We start from the raw sequence: 17,958 nt of genomic DNA on the forward strand, positions 1-17,958 counted from the left end.
ACAGACTATGGAACGTCATTCCATAGTAATATTGGAACAACATTCCATAAGTGTCAAGACGAGGCATGGCAAAAAAAGCACGTAGCGCTCAACGTCGGGAGGAATCGCTCTCGCCCGATCAAATCATTGAGGCATCGATTGAGCTCCTCGATTGCGGAGGCGAGAAAGGGCTGACGTTCCGCGCCCTGTCCGAGCGGCTCGCCACTGGTCCTGGTGCTATTTACTGGCACATCTCCAGCAAGAGCGATCTGCTGACCGCTGCGTGCGACGCCATCGTCGCTCGCACGCTGAACGCGCCGGTTGACGGTTCGACGCCGAAAGCAAGCATTCGCGCGCTCGCGCTGGCCATGTTCGATGCAATCGACGAGCATCCGTGGGTTGGCTCAGCGCTGACACGTGCTCCCGGACAGCTGCCGTTGGTGCGCATTCTCGAACGCATCGGCCAGCAGTTACGCGCGCTTGGTGTGCCGGCCAAAGCGGAGTGGGCAACGGTGTCGGCGTTGCTGAGCTACATCCTTGGCGTCGGTGGGCAGAACGCGGCGAACACGCATTTCGCTCGGGAGCAAGGTCTCGATCGCTCCAACTTTCTGGACGAAGTGTCGAGCGTGTGGTCTCAGTTCGATCCGGATGAGTATCCGTTCACCCGCAGCGTAGCCGGACAGTTGCGCTCTCACGACGACCGTGTCGATTTTCTCGCCGGAATTGATCTCATGCTTCGCGGGATCGAGTCGGCGCGCGGCCGCTGATCTGGACTGGCCATTCGCGATGTTGGTCGGTAGTTCGCAATGCAAGGGTTGACGTACCGGGACGTAGCGCGTGCGTTGGCACTTTCGGAACCAACACGGAGTTTTTGTCGAGCGGCGCGCTGGCGGTGGCCAAACGACAAATCGATGAATTCACCGAAGAACGGTCTCGAGATTTTCGGTTGAATCACTTCTTCCCCTCCGACCGCCCTCCACCCAGCGCCTCAAGCAGCGGCCGCAGCGCATCCAGCTCCACACCGAACCCACTCCAGTCCCCCGCCTTCAATCGCTCGATTGCACGGTCATAATGTGCAAGTGCCTCGCGAGCACGCGCATCCGCCGTACCCTGAGGCTGCGCTCCGAGCGGGGCGCTTTCCTTGAAAAGCGCCGCCAACGCTTCACCCAAAGTTTCCCCCATCACCACCCGATCCCCATACGCAGCGATCACCCGCTTCAACTCAGGTAACTGCCCCGACTCCGCACGCAAGTACAGCGGCGAGATGTAAAGGATCGAGTTCTCAATCGGCACGACAAGAAGATGGCCGCGAATGACACGCGAGCCCATCTGGTTCCACAGCGAAATCTGCTGCGAAATCTCAGTGTTCTGCTGGATGCGCGCCTCGATCTGGAACGGCCCATAGACGAGCTTATCTTTCGGGAACGCGTAGACGACAAGCTTGCCGTAGTTGGGCGGATCGCAACGCGCAGCGAGCCACGCGATCATATTGTCGCGCTGGCTGGGCACCATCGGCAGCATCAGGACGAACTCCTCGCGCGGTTCCTCAGGCAGCCGCATGATCATGTAGTAAGGCGTCATCGGTGTGCCGGGACTATTCCCACCATCAATGCCAATCAATTCCCGCGGGACCTGCCAAAGATCCTCGCGATTGTAGAAAACCTCCGGCGCATCCATGTGATAGACCCGATAAAGTTGCGCCTGAATCTGGAACAGCTCTTCCGGGTAGCGGATATGTTGCTGCAGATCTTGTGGCATCGCTGCGAGCGGCTTGAACAGACTCGGGAAGATGCGCTGATACGTCCGCATGATCGGATCGTTAGGATTACTGACGTAGAAATCGACCGTACCGTTATATGCGTCGACCACAACCTTGACTGCGTTGCGGATGTAGTTTCCGCCATCGTCGAAGCCCGGCTGTGCGTAGGGGAACCAGCTGCTTGTCGTATACGCGTCCTGCATCCAGAAAAGGCGTCCGTTGCTTGTGACGAGGTAGGGATCATGATCGAGCCTGAGGAACGGGGCGATCGTGCGCACGCGATCCTGAATGTTACGGTGCAACAGAATGCGGCTACCGTTCGTGATGTAATCGGTTAGCAGGATGTTCGGATCGTTGAACTGCCAGGCGAAGAGGCTGCGGCGCGCGGTGCTCCCGATGCCAATGCCATCGCTCCCGCTGTAAGCGGTGTAGACATTGTCCTTGCCCTTGGGGTAGTCGAATTCGGGAACGCTGCCTTTTACGATGACGTAGCCCTCACCCCCTTCGCCGAAATACAGACGCGGCTCTCGAATGGCAGGCCCGCCATGGGCGACGGGCGGAATGTCCTGCAGATAGAAGGACGGCAAACCTTCCGTCGATTTTTCGGTAACGGGCGACATCACCACGCCGTTACCATGCGTGAACAGGAGGTGCAGGTTCACCCAGGTCTGGGCGTTCGCGGGGAGCATCGAAGGCTCCAGTTCGCGGGCCGACAACATCACCTGCCGATAACCGGCGTCGAGCCGGTAACGATCGATGTCGACGGAGAAAAATTTGTAGTACGTCCTGATCTCCTGCAACTGCGCATAGGTATCCATCAGCGGCTGCACATCCCACAGCCGAATATTGTCGATGGTCGCGCGATTGGCCTCGAGCGAGGCAAGATTCAATTCCTGCTCGGCTGGAAACGGCTTTACCGCGACCTGGTTGAGGCCGTAGGCCATTCGCGTTAGCGCGATATTGTGTTTGATATAGGGCATCTCCAGTTGCAGTTCGCTCGGCTTGACATAGAGGCGCTCGAACAGCGCCGGATAGATCAAGGCGAACACGAACGATGTGCCGAACACCAGCAACACCGAGGCGACAGGAATTCGATAGTCCTGCCGGCGCATATTGACCCAGCACGCGACGGCTGCAACAGCAGCAAGGCCGACGAGCACCCATAAGACCGGGAGCTCGACGTGGATGTCGGTATAACCGGCGCCGACCACGACGCCGTTATCGCCGTAAAGCAGCAGGAAGCGGTCGAGTGTGTAGGACCAGGCTTTCAGGAGAAAGAACGCACCGAGCAGCGCTGAAGCATGAGCGGCGGCGGCGACAGAGAGTACGCGCGGCGCCCGCTCGAACGTGATGTCGCCGCGAACCCCGTACACCGCGGCTGCAACGAGCGCACTGCAGAAGATCAGCTGCAGCAGCCAGTTCTTGAACGCAAGATAGGCGGGCAACGAGAACAGATAGAAGCTGATGTCCCGCCCGAAAACAGGATCACGGTCGCCATAGGGCACCTGATGCAGGAAGCGCAGCACCAGATCCCAGTTGGAAATTTCGCCGCCAGCGATGAACAGTGCCAGGACAATAGCGCTGCCCGCAACGCTGGCGCGCCAGGGAATGCGCGGTGCGAGTTGCTCCGCCAGTTCACTGATGAACTCCGGCGTACCTGCCAGACGGGCCGTTTCGACTTGCCAGTTACCGGGACGCCGCGCGTAACGATGCGCAAGAAACCCTGATGCGGCTATCACGCTCGCCGACGCTACGAACGCGGCGGCAAAGAGGAGCGCCTTGGCGGAGACAGTCGTCCAGAAAACATCGACGTAACCGATTGAAGCAAACCACAGCCAGTCGACCACGACGCCAGTGAGGCGCCCGGCGACAATCACGGCGCCCACGACAACCGCAACCATCATCGCGATGCGTCTGACGTTCATGCCGGAGCTTGGTTGCCAATGCATCGCCCCTCCTTTGCCGGGACGCCACTTGTGGCTGACTGCGATCAGGTCTGCTTAAACCGCTACTCAGCTGCAAACCCGTTTGATCGGTTTGAAGCCGGCGCGCAGCCAATGAATGATTAGGGTCACATAACTGATTGTAGTCCGGTGAGGCAGCGAGCGTACGCTCACCCCGTTCGTGCAGGCGTGGACCGACGGGCGCCCACAGCGCAACGTTAGAAACGCTCGATCATGCCGAACTGCACACCCCGCACGGAGGCCCCTGGCCACGACGGCGTGAGCCCCGTCACGTTCACCCCGCGCAACGTGAACTCGCCCTGCCCACGATTGCGCAACCACCCGGCGCTTGCATAAAGCAAGGCGCGTTTCGAGAGGTCGTACTCGCACGCCGCGCTGAACTGGTCGGCGTTGTTGTCACCACCCGAGCGATCACGCAGATAGGTGTAGCCGAGTGAGGCACGAAAGCGCGCACTCACGGCATAGCGCGCGGAGACGGATACACCGTCGTTGTGATATCGCGGCGTACCGCCATCGCCGTTGAAGAACGATAGAAAGCCCGTGACGGGGCCAAAAACGTACGAGACACCGCCCAGGTTAGCGCGCATCGCGCCGTCGCCGTGAGTCTGTTGATGCGCGTACGAGATGCGGAACGGTCCCTCGCGCCATGCGAAGGTTTCGATGTGACCGGCGAGCCCGTTGCCATCATTGCTGGCGTCGCCGTCACGCAGCGCTGCCATGATGGTCGTGGAAAATCCGTGGAATTCCGGCGAAAGATAGGTAATCGCATTGCTCTCGTAGGGCGTGATCTTGGAGAGATTGTCGAGACCGGAAGCGATCGTGCCTGCGTCGAACGCATCGAGCCCGCCCTTGAACGGGATATAGATCGGCGAGTACTGACGGCCGACACGCACCGTGCCGTAAAGCGTATCCAATCCGATCCAGGCCTGGCGGTTGAAGATCGTGTTCGCGACGGCGAAGGTGCCGTCGGTGGAACCGAAGCCGTTCTCCAGAGTGAACAGGATCTTGACGCCATCGCCGATGTCCTCGACGCCGCGCAGGCCGACGCGCGATCCCCGATAAGCGCCGGAATCCATGCGAGCAACGTAGCCCGCGCCCGGATTGGTAACTTCAATGCTCGTGTCGAGTGCGCCGTAGAGCGTGACGGAACTTTGCGCATGCGCAAGCGTGGCGTGCATCGCGATCGAGGCCAGCACGACACAGGCTCGCGGCGCAAAGCGTGAATGGTTCATTCGACAATATAGAAAGCGGCGCATTGAATGCGCCGCGTAAGGGACAAGAAAAACCGCATGCGCGGCGTGTGCCGCTTACTGCGGCGGTAACGCGTAGGCAATCACATAGTCGCCGAGCTTTGTGCCGAACGAGCCATGCCCGCCCGCCGCGATCACAACGTACTGACGGCCGTTGATCGAATAGCTCATCGGCGTGGCCTGCCCGCCTGCGGGAAGGCGGGCCTCCCAGACCTGCTCGCCGTTGTTCACGTTGAACGCGCGGATGTAGTTATCAGCCGTCGCGCCAATGAACGCGACACCGCCCGCCGTGACGATCGGACCGCCCAGCATCGGCATGCCCATCTTGAACGGCAGAGGAATCGGCGAACTGTCGCGCACAGTGCCGATGCGCTTCTTCCACACAATCTCATTGGTCTTGAGATCGATCGCGGAGATGTAGCCCCATGCCGGTTGCTTGCATGGCAGGCCCAGCGGCGAGAGGAACGGATTGATCGTCACGCCGTACGGCACGCCGTACTGCGGCTGGACGCCTGATTCCGTGCCGCTGCCCTTGGCGCCCTCCACCGGTTCCAGCGGGTTGCCCGGCCCGCGCGGAATCAGGCGCGAGACGAACGGCAAGCCGATCGGGTTCGCGACAGCAATCTGGCGGTCGGTGTCGACCGCAAGACCGCCCCACTCGAACACGCCCAGGTTGCCCGGGAACACGAGTGTGCCCTGTAGCGACGGCGGCGTGAACGTGCCCTCGTACCTCAGCTGGTGGAACATCACGCGGCACACAAGCTGGTCGAACATCGTCGCGCCCCACATGTCGGCGTCGGTCAGGTTCTTCGACGGACGATACGTAAGCTGTGAGAACGGCTGTGTCGGCGCAACATGGTCGCCGGGGGCTGCGCCCTGCGGCACGGGCGTTTCGGGCGCCGGCACGACTAGCGCACCGGTGCGGCGGTCGAGCACGAACAGGTTGCCGGTCTTGGCCGGCGCGTACACGACCGGCACGGTCTTACCATCCTTGTCGGTGATGTCGGCGATCGTGGGCTGCGACGGCTGGTCCATGTCCCACAGATCGTGGTGCACGCTCTGGTAGAACCAGGCAAGCTTGCCCGTCGAGGCGTTGAGTGCAAGCAGCCCGGTGGCGTATTGCTCCAGCTCCGGCGTGCGGTCGCCGCCCCAGATATCCGGCGTCTTCACACCCATCGGCAGATAGACAATGTCGAGCTTCGCGTCGTAGGCGGCGGGCGCCCACGAGTTGGGCGAATTCCACGTGTAATGCTCGCCCGGACCCGGAATGTGATTCGGGTCCTTCGCGCCCGGATCGAACGCCCAGAGCAATTCGCCCGTGCGCACGTCGAAGCCGCGGATCACACCCGAAGGCTCGCGGTTCGAGAAATTGTCCTCCACGGCGCCCGCCACGACGATCACCTTGCTGGTGATGATCGACGGCGAGGTGGGCTCGTACATGCCCGGCGTTGTGACAGGCTGGGCGTGTTGAAGGTCGAGGTCGCCGTTGTTGCCGAAGCCCGCGCAACGTTGGCCCGTCAGCGCGTCGAGGGCGTAGAGGTGGCCGTCATTGACTGGCAGGTAGATGCGGCGCGTACAGGCAGCCGTAGCGGGGCCTGAGGCGTCCGCGACTGCGACGCCCGAGGCAGCGGTGGCAGCCGTTGCAGCAGCGCCCGAGGCGTCCGTGGCTGCGGCGGCATCGCTCGCCGGCGCCGCCGCGGGTGCGGCCGCCGTGGCACTGGCCGACAGATCGACATACGACACGCCACGGCACGTCACGTGCTGGAACGACGGGTCATTCTTCAGTCGCGGATCGAACTTCCACTTGAGCGTGCCCGTCTTCGCGTCGAGCGCGAACAGGATCTGATGCGGCGAGCATAGATAAAGCAGGTCACCGATCTTGATCGGCGTGACTTCGTTGGTAATCTCGACAGGATCGTTGGGCCCCTTCGTGTCACCGGTGCGGAAGGTCCAGGCCACCTGGAGATTCTTCGCATTGTCAGGCGTGATCTGCTGCAATGGCGAATAGCGCGTGCCTTCCTGGGTGCGCCCATAGGCGGGCCAGTCGGAGGGGTCGATCCCGGTGCTGGCGACGCTCGCGGGCGCGGAAGCGTTCAGTGTGCCGTTGACCTGTTGCGGATCGTTGAAGTTCGCGTACACGAGTATGCCCGCCCATGCCACGAGCGCGATGACGAGCGATGCGACACCCAGCTTGCGCTCGCCCTCCAGCCGCCAGCTTACGAGCAGCAGCAACCACACGCCGAAGATGACGAGGACACCGGAGCGCGGCGCGAGCGCCCAGAAGTCCGGACCCGACTCGTAGAGCGCCCAGATCGCCGTGCCGATAAGCACGAGTGCATAAAGCAGGAGCGCGGCGGGACTGCGCCGCCAAAGCAGCCAGGCCACGCCCAACAGCAGGATGCCTGTGATGACGTAGTACGCCGAGCCGCCGACGGCCAGCAGCCATACGCCACCGATCAAGAGATAGAGCGCGGTCAGCACCGTAAAGAGCAAGGTGATGACGCCGATCGCGCCCCGCGAATTCGATTGACTGGTCATGATGATCTCTACCCTCTTGAGTGGATACCGCCTGCCAGTGGTACCGACATCGAATTCGCATGCCGGCGCACGGTAAAAAGCATATCAGAACGCTAACTACACATATTAGGAGACGGATCGACTACCGGGTATGACATATTCGTTGTGGTCGGCTACTGCGCTTCGCGCCGCCCGATCAGATGCGCAGCCAACAAGACGAGGAAAAGTATCAGCAGCATCACCAGAATGGCGCGCCGCTTGTGCGGCACGGCATCCGCTGCTTGCACTCGAAATAGCGCATGATGACGCGCGGCTTAGACCAGCGTCAGCTTGACGTCGATGTTGTTGCGGGTCGCGTTTGAATAAGGACAGACGACGTGCGCCTTGGCGATCAGCACTTCCGCCTCCGCGCGGTCCATGCCCGGCAGCGAGATTTTCAGTTCGACTTCGATGCCGAAGCCATTGGGGATCTGTCCGATGCCGACGCTGCCATCGATGGCGACGTCCTTTGGCAAGGTAATCTTTTCGCGCGCGCTAACGGCCCTCAACGCCCCGATGAAGCATGCGCTATATCCCGCCGCGAAGAGTTGCTCGGGGTTCGTTCCGTCGCCGCCTCCGCCGCCGAGCTCCTTCGGCGTGGTCAGCTTGAGATCGAGGTTGCTTTCGGGAATCGTCGCGCGTCCGTCGCGACCGCCGGTGACGTGCGCGTGAGCACGATACAAGACTTTTTCAATCGACATTCAAGACTCCTTTGTGTGCCAGGATGATCGACGCCTTACGCCGCCTTTTCTGTTCACGTTCTGCGACATGAGGTCTCGAAACGTTGATGCCAAAGCTAACAGGCATAGTAATCGGGTCAACTCGGACCGGCAACCGGGATGGAGGTGCTTCTCCTACTTTAAGCGCTCTATTGGCGGATTAATATGACATGTTCCAGGTAGGCGTTCTCATATGCGTGTGAGGTTGCGCCGTGTGACAAGGCTTGCTGATGGTCAGGGTCATGTGACAGCACTGAGACGGACGACGGCCGTCTCAGTGTGGGTGGCTTCCGAACGATTCCTCGGCTGTACCGCCTTGTCAGCCGATGGCCCTTCTCGATCGCCTAGTGTTGCGCGACGACCGGTTGCTGCGCAGCGTCGGTTCTTAACGTTGCGGCAGTTTTTTCTGCCGGGGTCTGGCGTTGCGGTACATTTGCGGTGGCTGTCGGTTCTCCTGCTCGTTGAGCCACCTCCTCTGCAAGCAGGTTCGCTGCGTGGCGTGCCGTGATGCGGCTTTGCGGAACGCCCTTCGCATCGAGCGCAATCACCTTGTACAACTCGCGGTCGCATTCGAGTTCCTGCTGATATCGCTCAGCCGTGTCCACCAGCAATTCAAGAAGCGTCTGACGACGTCGTCTTTCCTCAAGCGTGATGGAAGGATTCCTACATATCGAGGATGCAAGTGTGATCAAGGTGTCCAGTTGAGCCAAGTGCCGGTCGCATAAATCGAAAGCGGACAGGGCAAGCTTTTCGTACTGGATTGCGTCGACAGACGGACGTGAAGCGGGTTGAGTTTTGGTGGACTTGCTCATGGTGCGATCTCCCTGTTACTTCCTGGATCGCCCGACACTCGCTGGAAACGTGGGTGAGCGGGCACGAAGTAGGGTTGACAGACCGGTGTTCTAACGAGCCGGCGAGCCTTGCGGCTCCCCTACCACGGCCCGCCCATTGGAATATAGACGTGCAGCAGCAGACGCACTCCCGCGTGAGCGGGTGTGCGGTTAGAACAATCAGGCTGTCAAACCTGGTCGCCAAGTGTTTCCCGACGACGTGGTAATTATAAATCAGGCGATGCGGATTGCCTTCAATCTTGTAGGCTAAATGTTTGATTTGGCCGAACGGATAAGGAGAGATAGGACGAGGGTGGAATGTCTTCCGCCGAGCCCGTCATTCGCCCGTCGGCGTTGATGGACCGAAGCTCAGCTACGCACGAATCGCAGCACTTGACTACGCTGCGGCGCGAGCAAAGCCGACCGGCCACCGGCGCTAAAGCTCAGGCATACGCGCTGTCGCTGGAGCGCCTCGCGCTGTGGATCGATCGCTTGATCCACACCAACCGGCAAACACCACACCGTGGAAATTTGGCTCGGGTCGAAAGGATGCCATTACCGTAGGCCATAGCCGATACGGCGCGGAATTCCCAGCAGCAAGTCATCGGCCTTTGCAATCGTTGGTCTTCCATCTGAGAGCAGGCGTCGAATGACTGCTCTTAGAAAACGCGGAGGACTGAAGTCGACCCGGAGCGGTCAGTCGTTGGCTCAGAAAGCGGTCGTTCACGGCTACAACTCGCATCTCAAGAATGTTTAGTGCCTGGATGCATGAAAACCGACATCAGTCAGTCTAAAAACGAAATATTCAAATGCTACTCATGCACCCAACAATGCTGCATCCAACTGCGGTTTAACGTAATAAAGCCCAGATGGAAGGATGACTGCATCCATTTTAGGATTGAGCTGATCCCACAACACTCTATCTACGAAGAGCCCACCGCGATTCTCGATGATGTTCGTCGAAACGACTGCCAAGGGAGGATAGCCTTGGCAGTCGTGCACCAACCGATTCTGGGTTGGCCTTCGGAAGCATCCCGAGATCTCCTCCCCTATAGCCGCTGACTTTAATGGAACTCGTGCGTGGACAGCATCTACAATCTCGGCAAAAACGTCGCAAAGCAATGCAAGCCACGGTTGCGATCGCATTGTCCAGCTGTCGTCGACATGGAACTGCTTCGCCAGTTGGGCCGAAGTAAGATTCAGAGTAAGCCACGCAGAATTCTCCGGCACTCGATCTTGTATGTATGGAACCAGCGTGCCTTTTTCCACTGTCAGCACTCCCTCTTCAGTGATGGGAAAGAGAGCAAACGGAAGTGGCGCACTGTCGCTGCTAATGGTCAATATACCGAACTGCGTCTTGTCTAGAAGTTCTGGACGCATCGGAAAACTCGTGTGTTCAATGTCACCAAAAGACGAGGATTCGAGCCACGGCCCGGTGACACGACGACACTCCCAGAAGGACGAAAGCGCCCGTTCCATCCTCCGATGATCACGTCCAAATCCAAGTTCCAAGGTGAGTTGAAACGCCGGACCACCTGACAATTTTTCCACGTTCACTGGTTCCGGCTTCATTATCGATATCCAGGCGATGCACAGTTGTGCGGGCAGTACCCCGCGATGGGCGGCTCCCGTCACAATATGAAACGAGGTTGCTCGCCAGTACAATCCAATCTGGGCGAATACCTGAGCATACCCAATCAGTTTTAAACGGCATCTTCAACGAAGTGAAGGGGTCGTCCGGCCGAATAGCTCACTTATTGTAAGCGTCGACGATTTATGGCGCGATGTCGAACGTCCAAAATTGGCCGCGTTGAGTCCGTCGTGTTGAGCAACAGCCATGCAGCGCGTGCGCCCGATCCGGCAGCCGCTAAAGCAAGTGCGCCAGCGACAATTTTCGAAGTCCACATGTCTAGCTTCTAATTGTCCTGTGATTCATCGATGGGCCGTTCGCCGATAGCGTCGTGCGCCGATGTTGACCAGCCACACAGCCAGTGCGGCGACGAGCAGGCAGGCGAAGAAAATCACCACCCCGGCAAGATCGAACATATCGTCAGCGTTGTCGTAACTGCGAATGCCGAACAGGTGCAGCACGAACCGTATTGAGCCGGTCAGCCACGGCCATTCGACGGGCAGGTTAGCCACGTACCGGGCGAGTAGTACGCCCAGCAACAGCGTGACTGCGACGTTTGAAATATAACGGGCAAGTTTCATTACTGTACGTCCACGTAACCATAGGCCTTCAGCGTGCTGCCGGGAATCGGCAGCGTAGCGCCCTGCTTATGCAGATAGTCGGCTAGTACGTTGAACTGGTCGGGATTGACGATCGTTATACATCCCTCTGATAACCCGCGCGGCCCCATGGGATGCAGACGGAAAGCACCGCGTTTAATGCCGTTGATTAGCGTCGTGTCTCCCGTGCCTTCACGCCACAGCATGAACCAGTGGCGGCGATCAGCGCCATACACCGCTGCCGCCAGATCGCGAATCCATCCAGCACGTCCGCCGCTTTGTCGATCAACGATGTAATACCTGCCAGGTGGCAACGGCCCGATATCTGACTGTGCGACGGCCTTGGGATTATCGCGCCCGGTGGACGTACCTGAAAATGCGCTGAATAACCCCACACCGGGGCACGATAGCACCGATGTTTTTTGAGCATTCAAACTGAATGTACATGCAGCAGGCATAAAAGCACCCGTTTCATCCGTAGCGATTTGCGCATGCTACCAAAGTCAGTTGATCACGCCCGCAGAAGCCAGTAAACCCTTTACTGGCGTTGGATTGCAGTCTAGCGCGACGCTGCGTGAGGTGCAGGTGGTCGGAAGTTCAAATCCTCTCGCCCCGACCGAACAAATCAAGGCCTCATGGATGCATGTCCATAAGGCCTGTTTCGTCTGGGGGCGGATTTTTGCCCCACGTCTGCCACCACACGACGGACGGCTCTCGCGGAAACAGAGCGGAATTGTCAGCATGGACGAGGGGATCACAGCGTTCGTTGTTCGCATGCAATAAAAAATACGGTTTCCTAACCTTTGCAAAATTCCAATCCACATACACCGCACAGCAACATCAATTCCCCCGCCTCCCCATCCCACCATTTGCAACACGATACCAGGGGAAAAACCTAATGTCTGACAAATCCTTACGCGTGCATATTTGAACTAAGTATTCATTAGTGGATTCAACATAAATACCCGGCAGGAGACACGGTGAAGATTTCCATCAGTCAAAAGCGTCACAAGCTGCTGAAGTCAGGCAGTGCTGCTGTCATCCCCCGGTTGCAGCACGTGCCGTCGCCGCAACCTTCCTTGCCCGACGCGACCAGCAATCCATCTTCAGTTCCACCTAACACTTTCGATTCAGCCAACGCTTCGCCGCAGGCAAATTAAATTCGGCGCGAGCAAACCTAAGGCGCTCTATCTAAACGAAATCACGTTGCGCTCGGTCAGCAAGAACGATGTCAATCTGGCCGACACGACGACAGGGATGAGCACCTACCCGGAAGTCCCAGTTTCATTTTTCAGCAAAGGAAAATCATGAAGACCCTGGGTCGCACACAGGTGTATCTGTTCTTCGCGAGCATCGTGATGGCTTTCGTTTTGTCCGGCTGCGGAGGCGACCAGCAAGGTTCCTCCAACGCCGCGAGCGTCGCGCAGGTCGCGGCCAACTCCGCAAACGTTTCCGCACAAGACGCGTCATCGCAAACTCGGGCCCGAGGGTCGATTGCACTACCGCCTATGGGTTGGGCCTCGTGGAATGCGTACGGCTGCAACATCACCGAGGATCTGGTGAAAACGGCCGCGGACGTTATCTCCGACGGCCTGAAGAAAGATGGGCCGTTGATGAAAGCGGGCTACAGCTATATCAACGTCGACGACTGCTGGTTCGCGCCATCCCGCGATGCGCAAGGCAACCTGGTCGCCGACCCCGTGAAGTTTCCCAGCGGCATCAAAGCGCTGGCCGACTACGTTCACGCCAGAGGTCTGAAGTTCGGCATGTATGAAGTGCCCGCTGCCGAAACCTGTGCACAGCGTAACAATCTGTACCCTGGACACACCAATCCGATGGGCAGTCTTGGGCACGAAGTTCAGGATGCCAATACATTCGCGGCATGGGGCGTCGACTACGTGAAGTACGACTGGTGCACGCCAGATGGCACCGTCGACGATCAGGTGGCCGGTTTCCAGAAGATGCGCGACGCGCTGAATAGTGCGGGTGCCGCCGTGAATCGACAGATCGTCTACAGCATCAATCCGAACAGTTTTCACACCGACAAGACGGGCAGATCGTACGACTGGGGGCAAGTCGCGGATCTGTGGAGAACGACCGAGGACATCACGTATGACACCGGCACGCCGGGCCATCAAAGCACGCCTGATTTTTCCAGAATCGTGAACCAGAATTTCTACGGCAATCTGTTTCCGGAAGCCCAACATACGGGTGTCTATAACGATGCGGACATGATGCTTGCCGGTTTCGGTCTGACCGCCGCGCAGGATCAGACGCACATGAGCCTGTGGGCCATTTCCGGTGCGCCGCTTATCCTGGGTCTCGATCTCACGACGCCGGTCAGCCCGGCAACGATGGCGACGCTGACCAATCCGGAGGTGCTCGCCGTCGATCAGGACCCGCGTGGCCTTCAGGCGATCCGGGTGGCGGTGCCGCAGAACGGTCTGGGCGTGTGGGCCAAGCTGCTCGCCGGTCAAGGTAGTCGCGCGGTAGTTTTGCTCAACACGACCGGGTCGGCCGCTCCGATCACGGTGAACTGGAAGGATCTCGGGCTGGATCCCGCTGCTTCGGCCAGCGTGCGGGATATCTGGGCGCACAAGGATCTTGGTTCGCACACGTCCGGGTACACGGTGTCCGCTGTTCCGGCTGGCGGCTCCGTCATGCTGACCATCGCCGGCGTGGACGATGCATCGAAAATCCACCCAGCCAAACCGGGCAGACATGAAGACGGCGCAGCACGCTATACGGTGAATGCGACCACGGGCGGCTACATTGAGGTGACGTACCGGAACGAAGGAAAGTCTTCGCTGAAGGTGCCGTTGACGCTCAACGACAGCGTACTCACGACGATCGAGTTGCCCGTTACCACCGGACATGCTCAGGGCACCGTCACGCTATACATGCCGTTCGTGCCGGGAAGCAACACGCTGAGTTTCGCTCTTCCGGACAAGGGCCACCACGCGCCGTCGATCGGCAAGGTGACGCTGATCGCCGCTCCGCAACCCGCATTGCCGCCCGTTGCCTATGAAGCAGAAAGCGCCACCAACATCATTCAGGATGCAGCAGTCCAGGCATGCAACATATGCAGCGGCCACGAAAAGGTCGGCAATTTTGTGAACTCGGATTCGAGCATCCAGTTCAACGGAATCGTGGCGCCTGCCGATGGCGAGTATGCGGTCCCCGTGGTGTATATCAGCGCGGACGACGGCGGCGGTTCGCCTCGTGCAATGAGCGTGAGCGTTAACAACGGCCCACCGGTTCCCGTGCAGTTTCCTGGCGAAGGCACCTGGGACTTTCCGATCCTGTCGAGTGTTCAGGTCATGGTCCCTCTGAAAGCCGGTGCGGCCAACACCGTCAAGTTCTCGGTGATTTCCGGCAATTATGGTCCCGACATCGACGGCTTGGGCCAGGCAGTCATCCAGCCGGTCAAACAGTGAACCGGCGATCCTTGGAGACAGGCATGAAGAACTTCTTGATACGGATTGCGCTGCCGTTGGTATTGGCTGCGAGTGGGGTGCAGGTGTCCATTGCCGCCGACGTGACGGCCCAACCGAATGCCGCAGCGGCGGAATCGTGGAACAAAGGAGCGCGCTTCCGGCACGACGAAGTGGCGGTCCTGTTCGTGATGGGGCAGAGCAACAGCGCCGGTCTTAACGGCCTGCCCGCGGATCTGACGTTGACGGGAGCCTCGGGTGCAGGTGCGAGCACCGGCGGGATGCCGGCACCCAATGTATGGGGCATCCGCAACGACGGCTGGGGAAACATCGCCGGTAACGCCGACGGGCCGGGTGCGCCATTTACCCAGCCGATATCCGCGATCGATCACGTGTCGTGGGTCAACTGGTCGGACAGCACGTCGTCCGACATGAATCTCGGCTACTACGGCGGCAGCGGAAATGCCGCCAATTTCGCCGCGTATGCGTGGCAGTCGGCGATCAATGCAGGCGAGCCGCTGCCCGATCTGTACATCATTCATATCGGCTGGGGCAGTCAGGGCGTGGACGTCGCCGACGATGCGTTCAGCGGCTGCTGCGGCTGGACGGTGCATGGCGTTAATCTCTGGCAACCCCTGCTAGATGCCAGCAAGACGCCGACGTATGCGCTTGCACCGTTCGCGCGCCGCATGATGTATCTGGGACTGAAGCAGATTCTGGCGACTGGCAAGAAGCCCCGTATCCTCGGCCTGGAGTGGAACCAGTGGGAGGCAGAAGCTGCACCGCTGAATTCTGCCGGCAACGCAACGACGATTCATCGCGCGCCGCAGAATTACGCTTACCTCTTCAGCAGTTTCTTTGCTGCGGTGGGTTCGACCTTCCCGGTGCTGATCGTGAAGCCGTTGTCGACCGCTTACGACAACGTCACCAACGCGGTCGCGCCTTATAATCCCGCCGCGCTTGCGTCGATGCAGAACGTGTTCGGCGGCTTCGTCGACGCGAATCCTCGCATCTTCAGTTTCGCCGATGCATCGCAGTCGCCGGACTGGAATGGACAGCCGCCCGGCTTCGGTATTTTCCAGGGCGGCACGTTAGGCGGCGGAGACGGCAGCGTGCACTACAACCTGGACACACAGAAATGGTTCGGCGAGCAGGCGCTTGCATCGTGTCTCGGGCACGCCCAATTCTGTGGGCCGCGCATCACGGATCTTCCGAGGCGCCTGCCGAATTAACGAACGGATCACTCTGCAACGCTCGACGCTGTGGCATGACGCCACGGCGTCGAGGCATGAGACGCGCGCTAGCATCCCAATCGATACGCAACGCAATCTGGTCATGTTGCGCGAAGTCGAAGCAAGCACCTGAATCAGGAAATCTCGCAGGGCCGGCAACCTTTCGATCTACTGCCGCAGAAATAGATAGGCAATGAAAGTGCCAATCAGTACAACACCCGCGCTGTAGAACACCAGTTTGTTTCGCAACACATCCAGCGTGGACACGGGGGGGTCACTTTCACCGTCGAGGTCCCAATAGTCAATGCCTGGATCTCCCGTGATATTGACGATAATCAGCCCGGCTGAGCCGACAAACAGCACGAGCAAAATCACGAATATTGACGTTGACATCTATGTCCCTATGCTCCGCTTAGTCATTCATCCAACGCATGAAGACGGGTAGTTCTTCCTGATACGTGTCGTTCGCAGCGCCAGCCGCCATTCCACCTAGGTTACTGCCGATAAACACGAGAGCAACTGCACATGCAGGTTCTGCCGGACCGCAGACAAATGAGACGGCGAGCCCAGCCAGACTTCCCCCAATCATGCCGCCTGCAATGATGCTTCCCTGCCTAGCGGCCTCTTTGACTTTATCTTTGGCAGCAACCACTTCACCGGTCGCCAGAACCGCCGTGAATATGATGGCAATCCTTCCATCACGAGTGAGGAAAGACGACGTCAGAAAACCATGCTTGAATTTCTCATCGACACGGTAGAACAATATCAGCACGCTCCCGAGTGTGACCGTGAGCTATATCAGGTGATCGCACTCAATGCTAAGGGCGTCCCTCAAAGCCGCATCACCGCGAGCCGTGCAGCGCGCCTTCTTGAAGACGCGTCACAGATGGTGGCAGAAACGCCCAAAACCACGAAGCCTAGCCCGAGCAAACGAGCATCAGCCAAAGCAGCAGCAAGCGTAGAAGAAGACGCGGCCCATCAACCAGTTCCCGTGCACCACTAACCCCCAATCGCAGCCAACGTGCCGCGTCAACAAGTGACCGAGCGGAGCGCGAGACAAACAAAACCGGAGGCGGCCAATGCGCCGCCATCGCAGGTGTCCAACGCTTCGCAAGAAGTCGCGCGGATATCTCGCTCTATGACGCGTCAATCGACAGCTATCGCGTGGCGGGCCTCCTACCGGCATAGACATTTATGCCGCCGCTCCGCTCACCAGGGAACAACTCTTCCCAGGTAGTCCAGGTAATGCAACCCGGAGCGCCCTTCATAAGCCTCGATTGTGCTCAGCAGGTTCGGGATACTTTCCTCGATCGTCAGACGCGCGTCAGGGCCGCCCATGTCCGTCTTGACCCATCCAGGCGCCATTAATAGCAAGGTTTTCGCATCGTTTTGGTGGCGCGCCGCAAAGCTGCGCATGAGCATGTTGAGTGCCGCCTTACTGCCCCGGTAGACCTCGTAATTGCCGTTAGTGTTGTTGGTGAGGCTACCTTGCCCGGACGACATGACACCAATCGTTCCGGTCGACCGCACAAGATACTGAAACGCCTCGATCACTCTCATCGGGCTCAACGCGTTCGTCACCATGACGCGCACAAATTCATCGGTCGAAACATCGGCGATCGTTTCACCATCGTCGTTTTTTACGCCGGCATTCACGAACAGCACATCCAGTCGACGATCCTTAAGACGACCGTGTAAAGCGGTGACCTGGTCGGGAATCGTGATATCGACTGCTTCAACTTCCAGCACACCTTGAGTGCTGTCCGAGAGTTGGCGCAGCTTTTCTGTTGAGCCTTCCCGCCCGGTGGCGATCACTCGCCAGCCACGCTTCAGGTATTCCTCGACCATGGCAAATCCGAGGCCGCGCGATGCGCCGATGAGAAGGACCGTTTTCTGCGGAGATTTGTCGTTCATTGATAGCTCCCTGTAGTGAGACCCGGGCAAGACCGATAGAACGTGGCTCTGAAATACCACGCGTCCGGGCACGAGTCGATACATGGAATATA

The 17,958-nt window shown here is 59.1% G+C and carries 15 protein-coding genes and 1 pseudogene; 5 read left to right on the plus strand and 11 right to left on the minus strand.

Translation table 11 applies throughout. The features are described from left to right. Positions 1-65 precede the first annotated feature (65 nt). Positions 66-746: a TetR/AcrR family transcriptional regulator gene (locus PQQ52_RS07635; protein WP_408208715.1), complete on the plus strand. Its 681-nt coding sequence runs from the start codon at positions 66-68 to the stop codon at positions 744-746. 184 nt (positions 747-930) lie between these two features. Here the strand turns inward: PQQ52_RS07635 and PQQ52_RS07640 are convergent, their stop codons facing one another. The 8 genes from PQQ52_RS07640 to PQQ52_RS07675 form a co-directional block, all read right to left on the minus strand. Next, positions 931-3,687, minus strand: coding sequence for a UPF0182 family membrane protein (locus PQQ52_RS07640; RefSeq protein WP_408208718.1), 2,757 nt, complete (start codon positions 3,685-3,687; stop codon positions 931-933). Between the two features lie 212 nt (positions 3,688-3,899). After that, on the minus strand, positions 3,900-4,934 hold the full coding sequence (locus PQQ52_RS07645) for a porin (protein ID WP_408208721.1): 1,035 nt from the start codon (positions 4,932-4,934) through the stop codon (positions 3,900-3,902). 75 nt (positions 4,935-5,009) lie between these two features. After that, positions 5,010-7,490, minus strand: a complete 2,481-nt coding sequence (locus tag PQQ52_RS07650) for a glucose/quinate/shikimate family membrane-bound PQQ-dependent dehydrogenase (RefSeq protein WP_408208723.1) — start codon at positions 7,488-7,490, stop codon at positions 5,010-5,012. Positions 7,491-7,783: 293 nt separating this feature from the next. Continuing rightward, on the minus strand, positions 7,784-8,209 hold the full coding sequence (locus PQQ52_RS07655; RefSeq protein ID WP_408208726.1) for an organic hydroperoxide resistance protein: 426 nt from the start codon (positions 8,207-8,209) through the stop codon (positions 7,784-7,786). A 362-nt stretch (positions 8,210-8,571) separates the two neighbouring features. Continuing rightward, complete coding sequence (locus PQQ52_RS07660) at positions 8,572-9,039, minus strand: hypothetical protein (RefSeq protein ID WP_408208729.1); 468 nt, start codon at positions 9,037-9,039, stop codon at positions 8,572-8,574. A gap of 834 nt (positions 9,040-9,873) precedes the next feature. After that, positions 9,874-10,629, minus strand: coding sequence for a hypothetical protein (locus PQQ52_RS07665; protein WP_408208732.1), 756 nt, complete (start codon positions 10,627-10,629; stop codon positions 9,874-9,876). 360 nt (positions 10,630-10,989) lie between these two features. Continuing rightward, on the minus strand, positions 10,990-11,268 hold the full coding sequence (locus tag PQQ52_RS07670; RefSeq protein WP_408208734.1) for a hypothetical protein: 279 nt from the start codon (positions 11,266-11,268) through the stop codon (positions 10,990-10,992). Further along, positions 11,268-11,744 carry a DUF2778 domain-containing protein gene (locus PQQ52_RS07675; protein ID WP_408208737.1) on the minus strand — a complete coding sequence of 159 codons (477 nt, stop codon included), beginning with the start codon at positions 11,742-11,744 and terminating at the stop codon, positions 11,268-11,270. Before PQQ52_RS07675 ends, PQQ52_RS07670 begins: the two co-directional genes overlap by 1 nt. A 522-nt stretch (positions 11,745-12,266) precedes the next feature. Between PQQ52_RS07675 and PQQ52_RS07680 the strand changes: the two genes are divergently transcribed. From PQQ52_RS07680 to PQQ52_RS07690, 3 genes are all read left to right on the plus strand, one after another. Next, the gene (locus tag PQQ52_RS07680) at positions 12,267-12,446 is read left to right on the plus strand and encodes a hypothetical protein (RefSeq protein ID WP_408208740.1); all 180 of its coding nucleotides are present in this window, start codon (positions 12,267-12,269) and stop codon (positions 12,444-12,446) included. A 147-nt stretch (positions 12,447-12,593) separates the two neighbouring features. Continuing rightward, entirely contained in the window at positions 12,594-14,723 is a 2,130-nt protein-coding gene (locus tag PQQ52_RS07685; protein WP_408208743.1) for an alpha-galactosidase D, read from the plus strand. A gap of 23 nt (positions 14,724-14,746) precedes the next feature. Next, entirely contained in the window at positions 14,747-15,952 is a 1,206-nt protein-coding gene (locus PQQ52_RS07690) for a hypothetical protein (RefSeq protein WP_408208744.1), read from the plus strand. A gap of 168 nt (positions 15,953-16,120) precedes the next feature. Here the strand turns inward: PQQ52_RS07690 and PQQ52_RS07695 are convergent, their stop codons facing one another. Further along, entirely contained in the window at positions 16,121-16,345 is a 225-nt protein-coding gene (locus tag PQQ52_RS07695; RefSeq protein WP_408208746.1) for a hypothetical protein, read from the minus strand. A 19-nt stretch (positions 16,346-16,364) separates the two neighbouring features. After that, positions 16,365-16,715, minus strand: a complete 351-nt coding sequence (locus PQQ52_RS07700; RefSeq protein WP_408208748.1) for a hypothetical protein — start codon at positions 16,713-16,715, stop codon at positions 16,365-16,367. A 317-nt stretch (positions 16,716-17,032) separates the two neighbouring features. Between PQQ52_RS07700 and PQQ52_RS07705 the strand changes: the two are divergent. Beyond that, positions 17,033-17,140: pseudogene (locus PQQ52_RS07705) on the plus strand (TetR/AcrR family transcriptional regulator); the annotation flags it as partial. Between the two features lie 21 nt (positions 17,141-17,161). Here PQQ52_RS07705 and PQQ52_RS07710 read toward each other — a convergent pair. Beyond that, on the minus strand, positions 17,162-17,866 hold the full coding sequence (locus PQQ52_RS07710; RefSeq protein WP_408208750.1) for an SDR family NAD(P)-dependent oxidoreductase: 705 nt from the start codon (positions 17,864-17,866) through the stop codon (positions 17,162-17,164). Between the last annotated feature and the right edge of the window lie 92 nt (positions 17,867-17,958).

The sequence above is a fragment of the Paraburkholderia sediminicola genome (assembly GCF_046030555.1).
GTDB classification, from domain to species: Bacteria; Pseudomonadota; Gammaproteobacteria; order Burkholderiales; family Burkholderiaceae; genus Paraburkholderia; species Paraburkholderia sediminicola_E.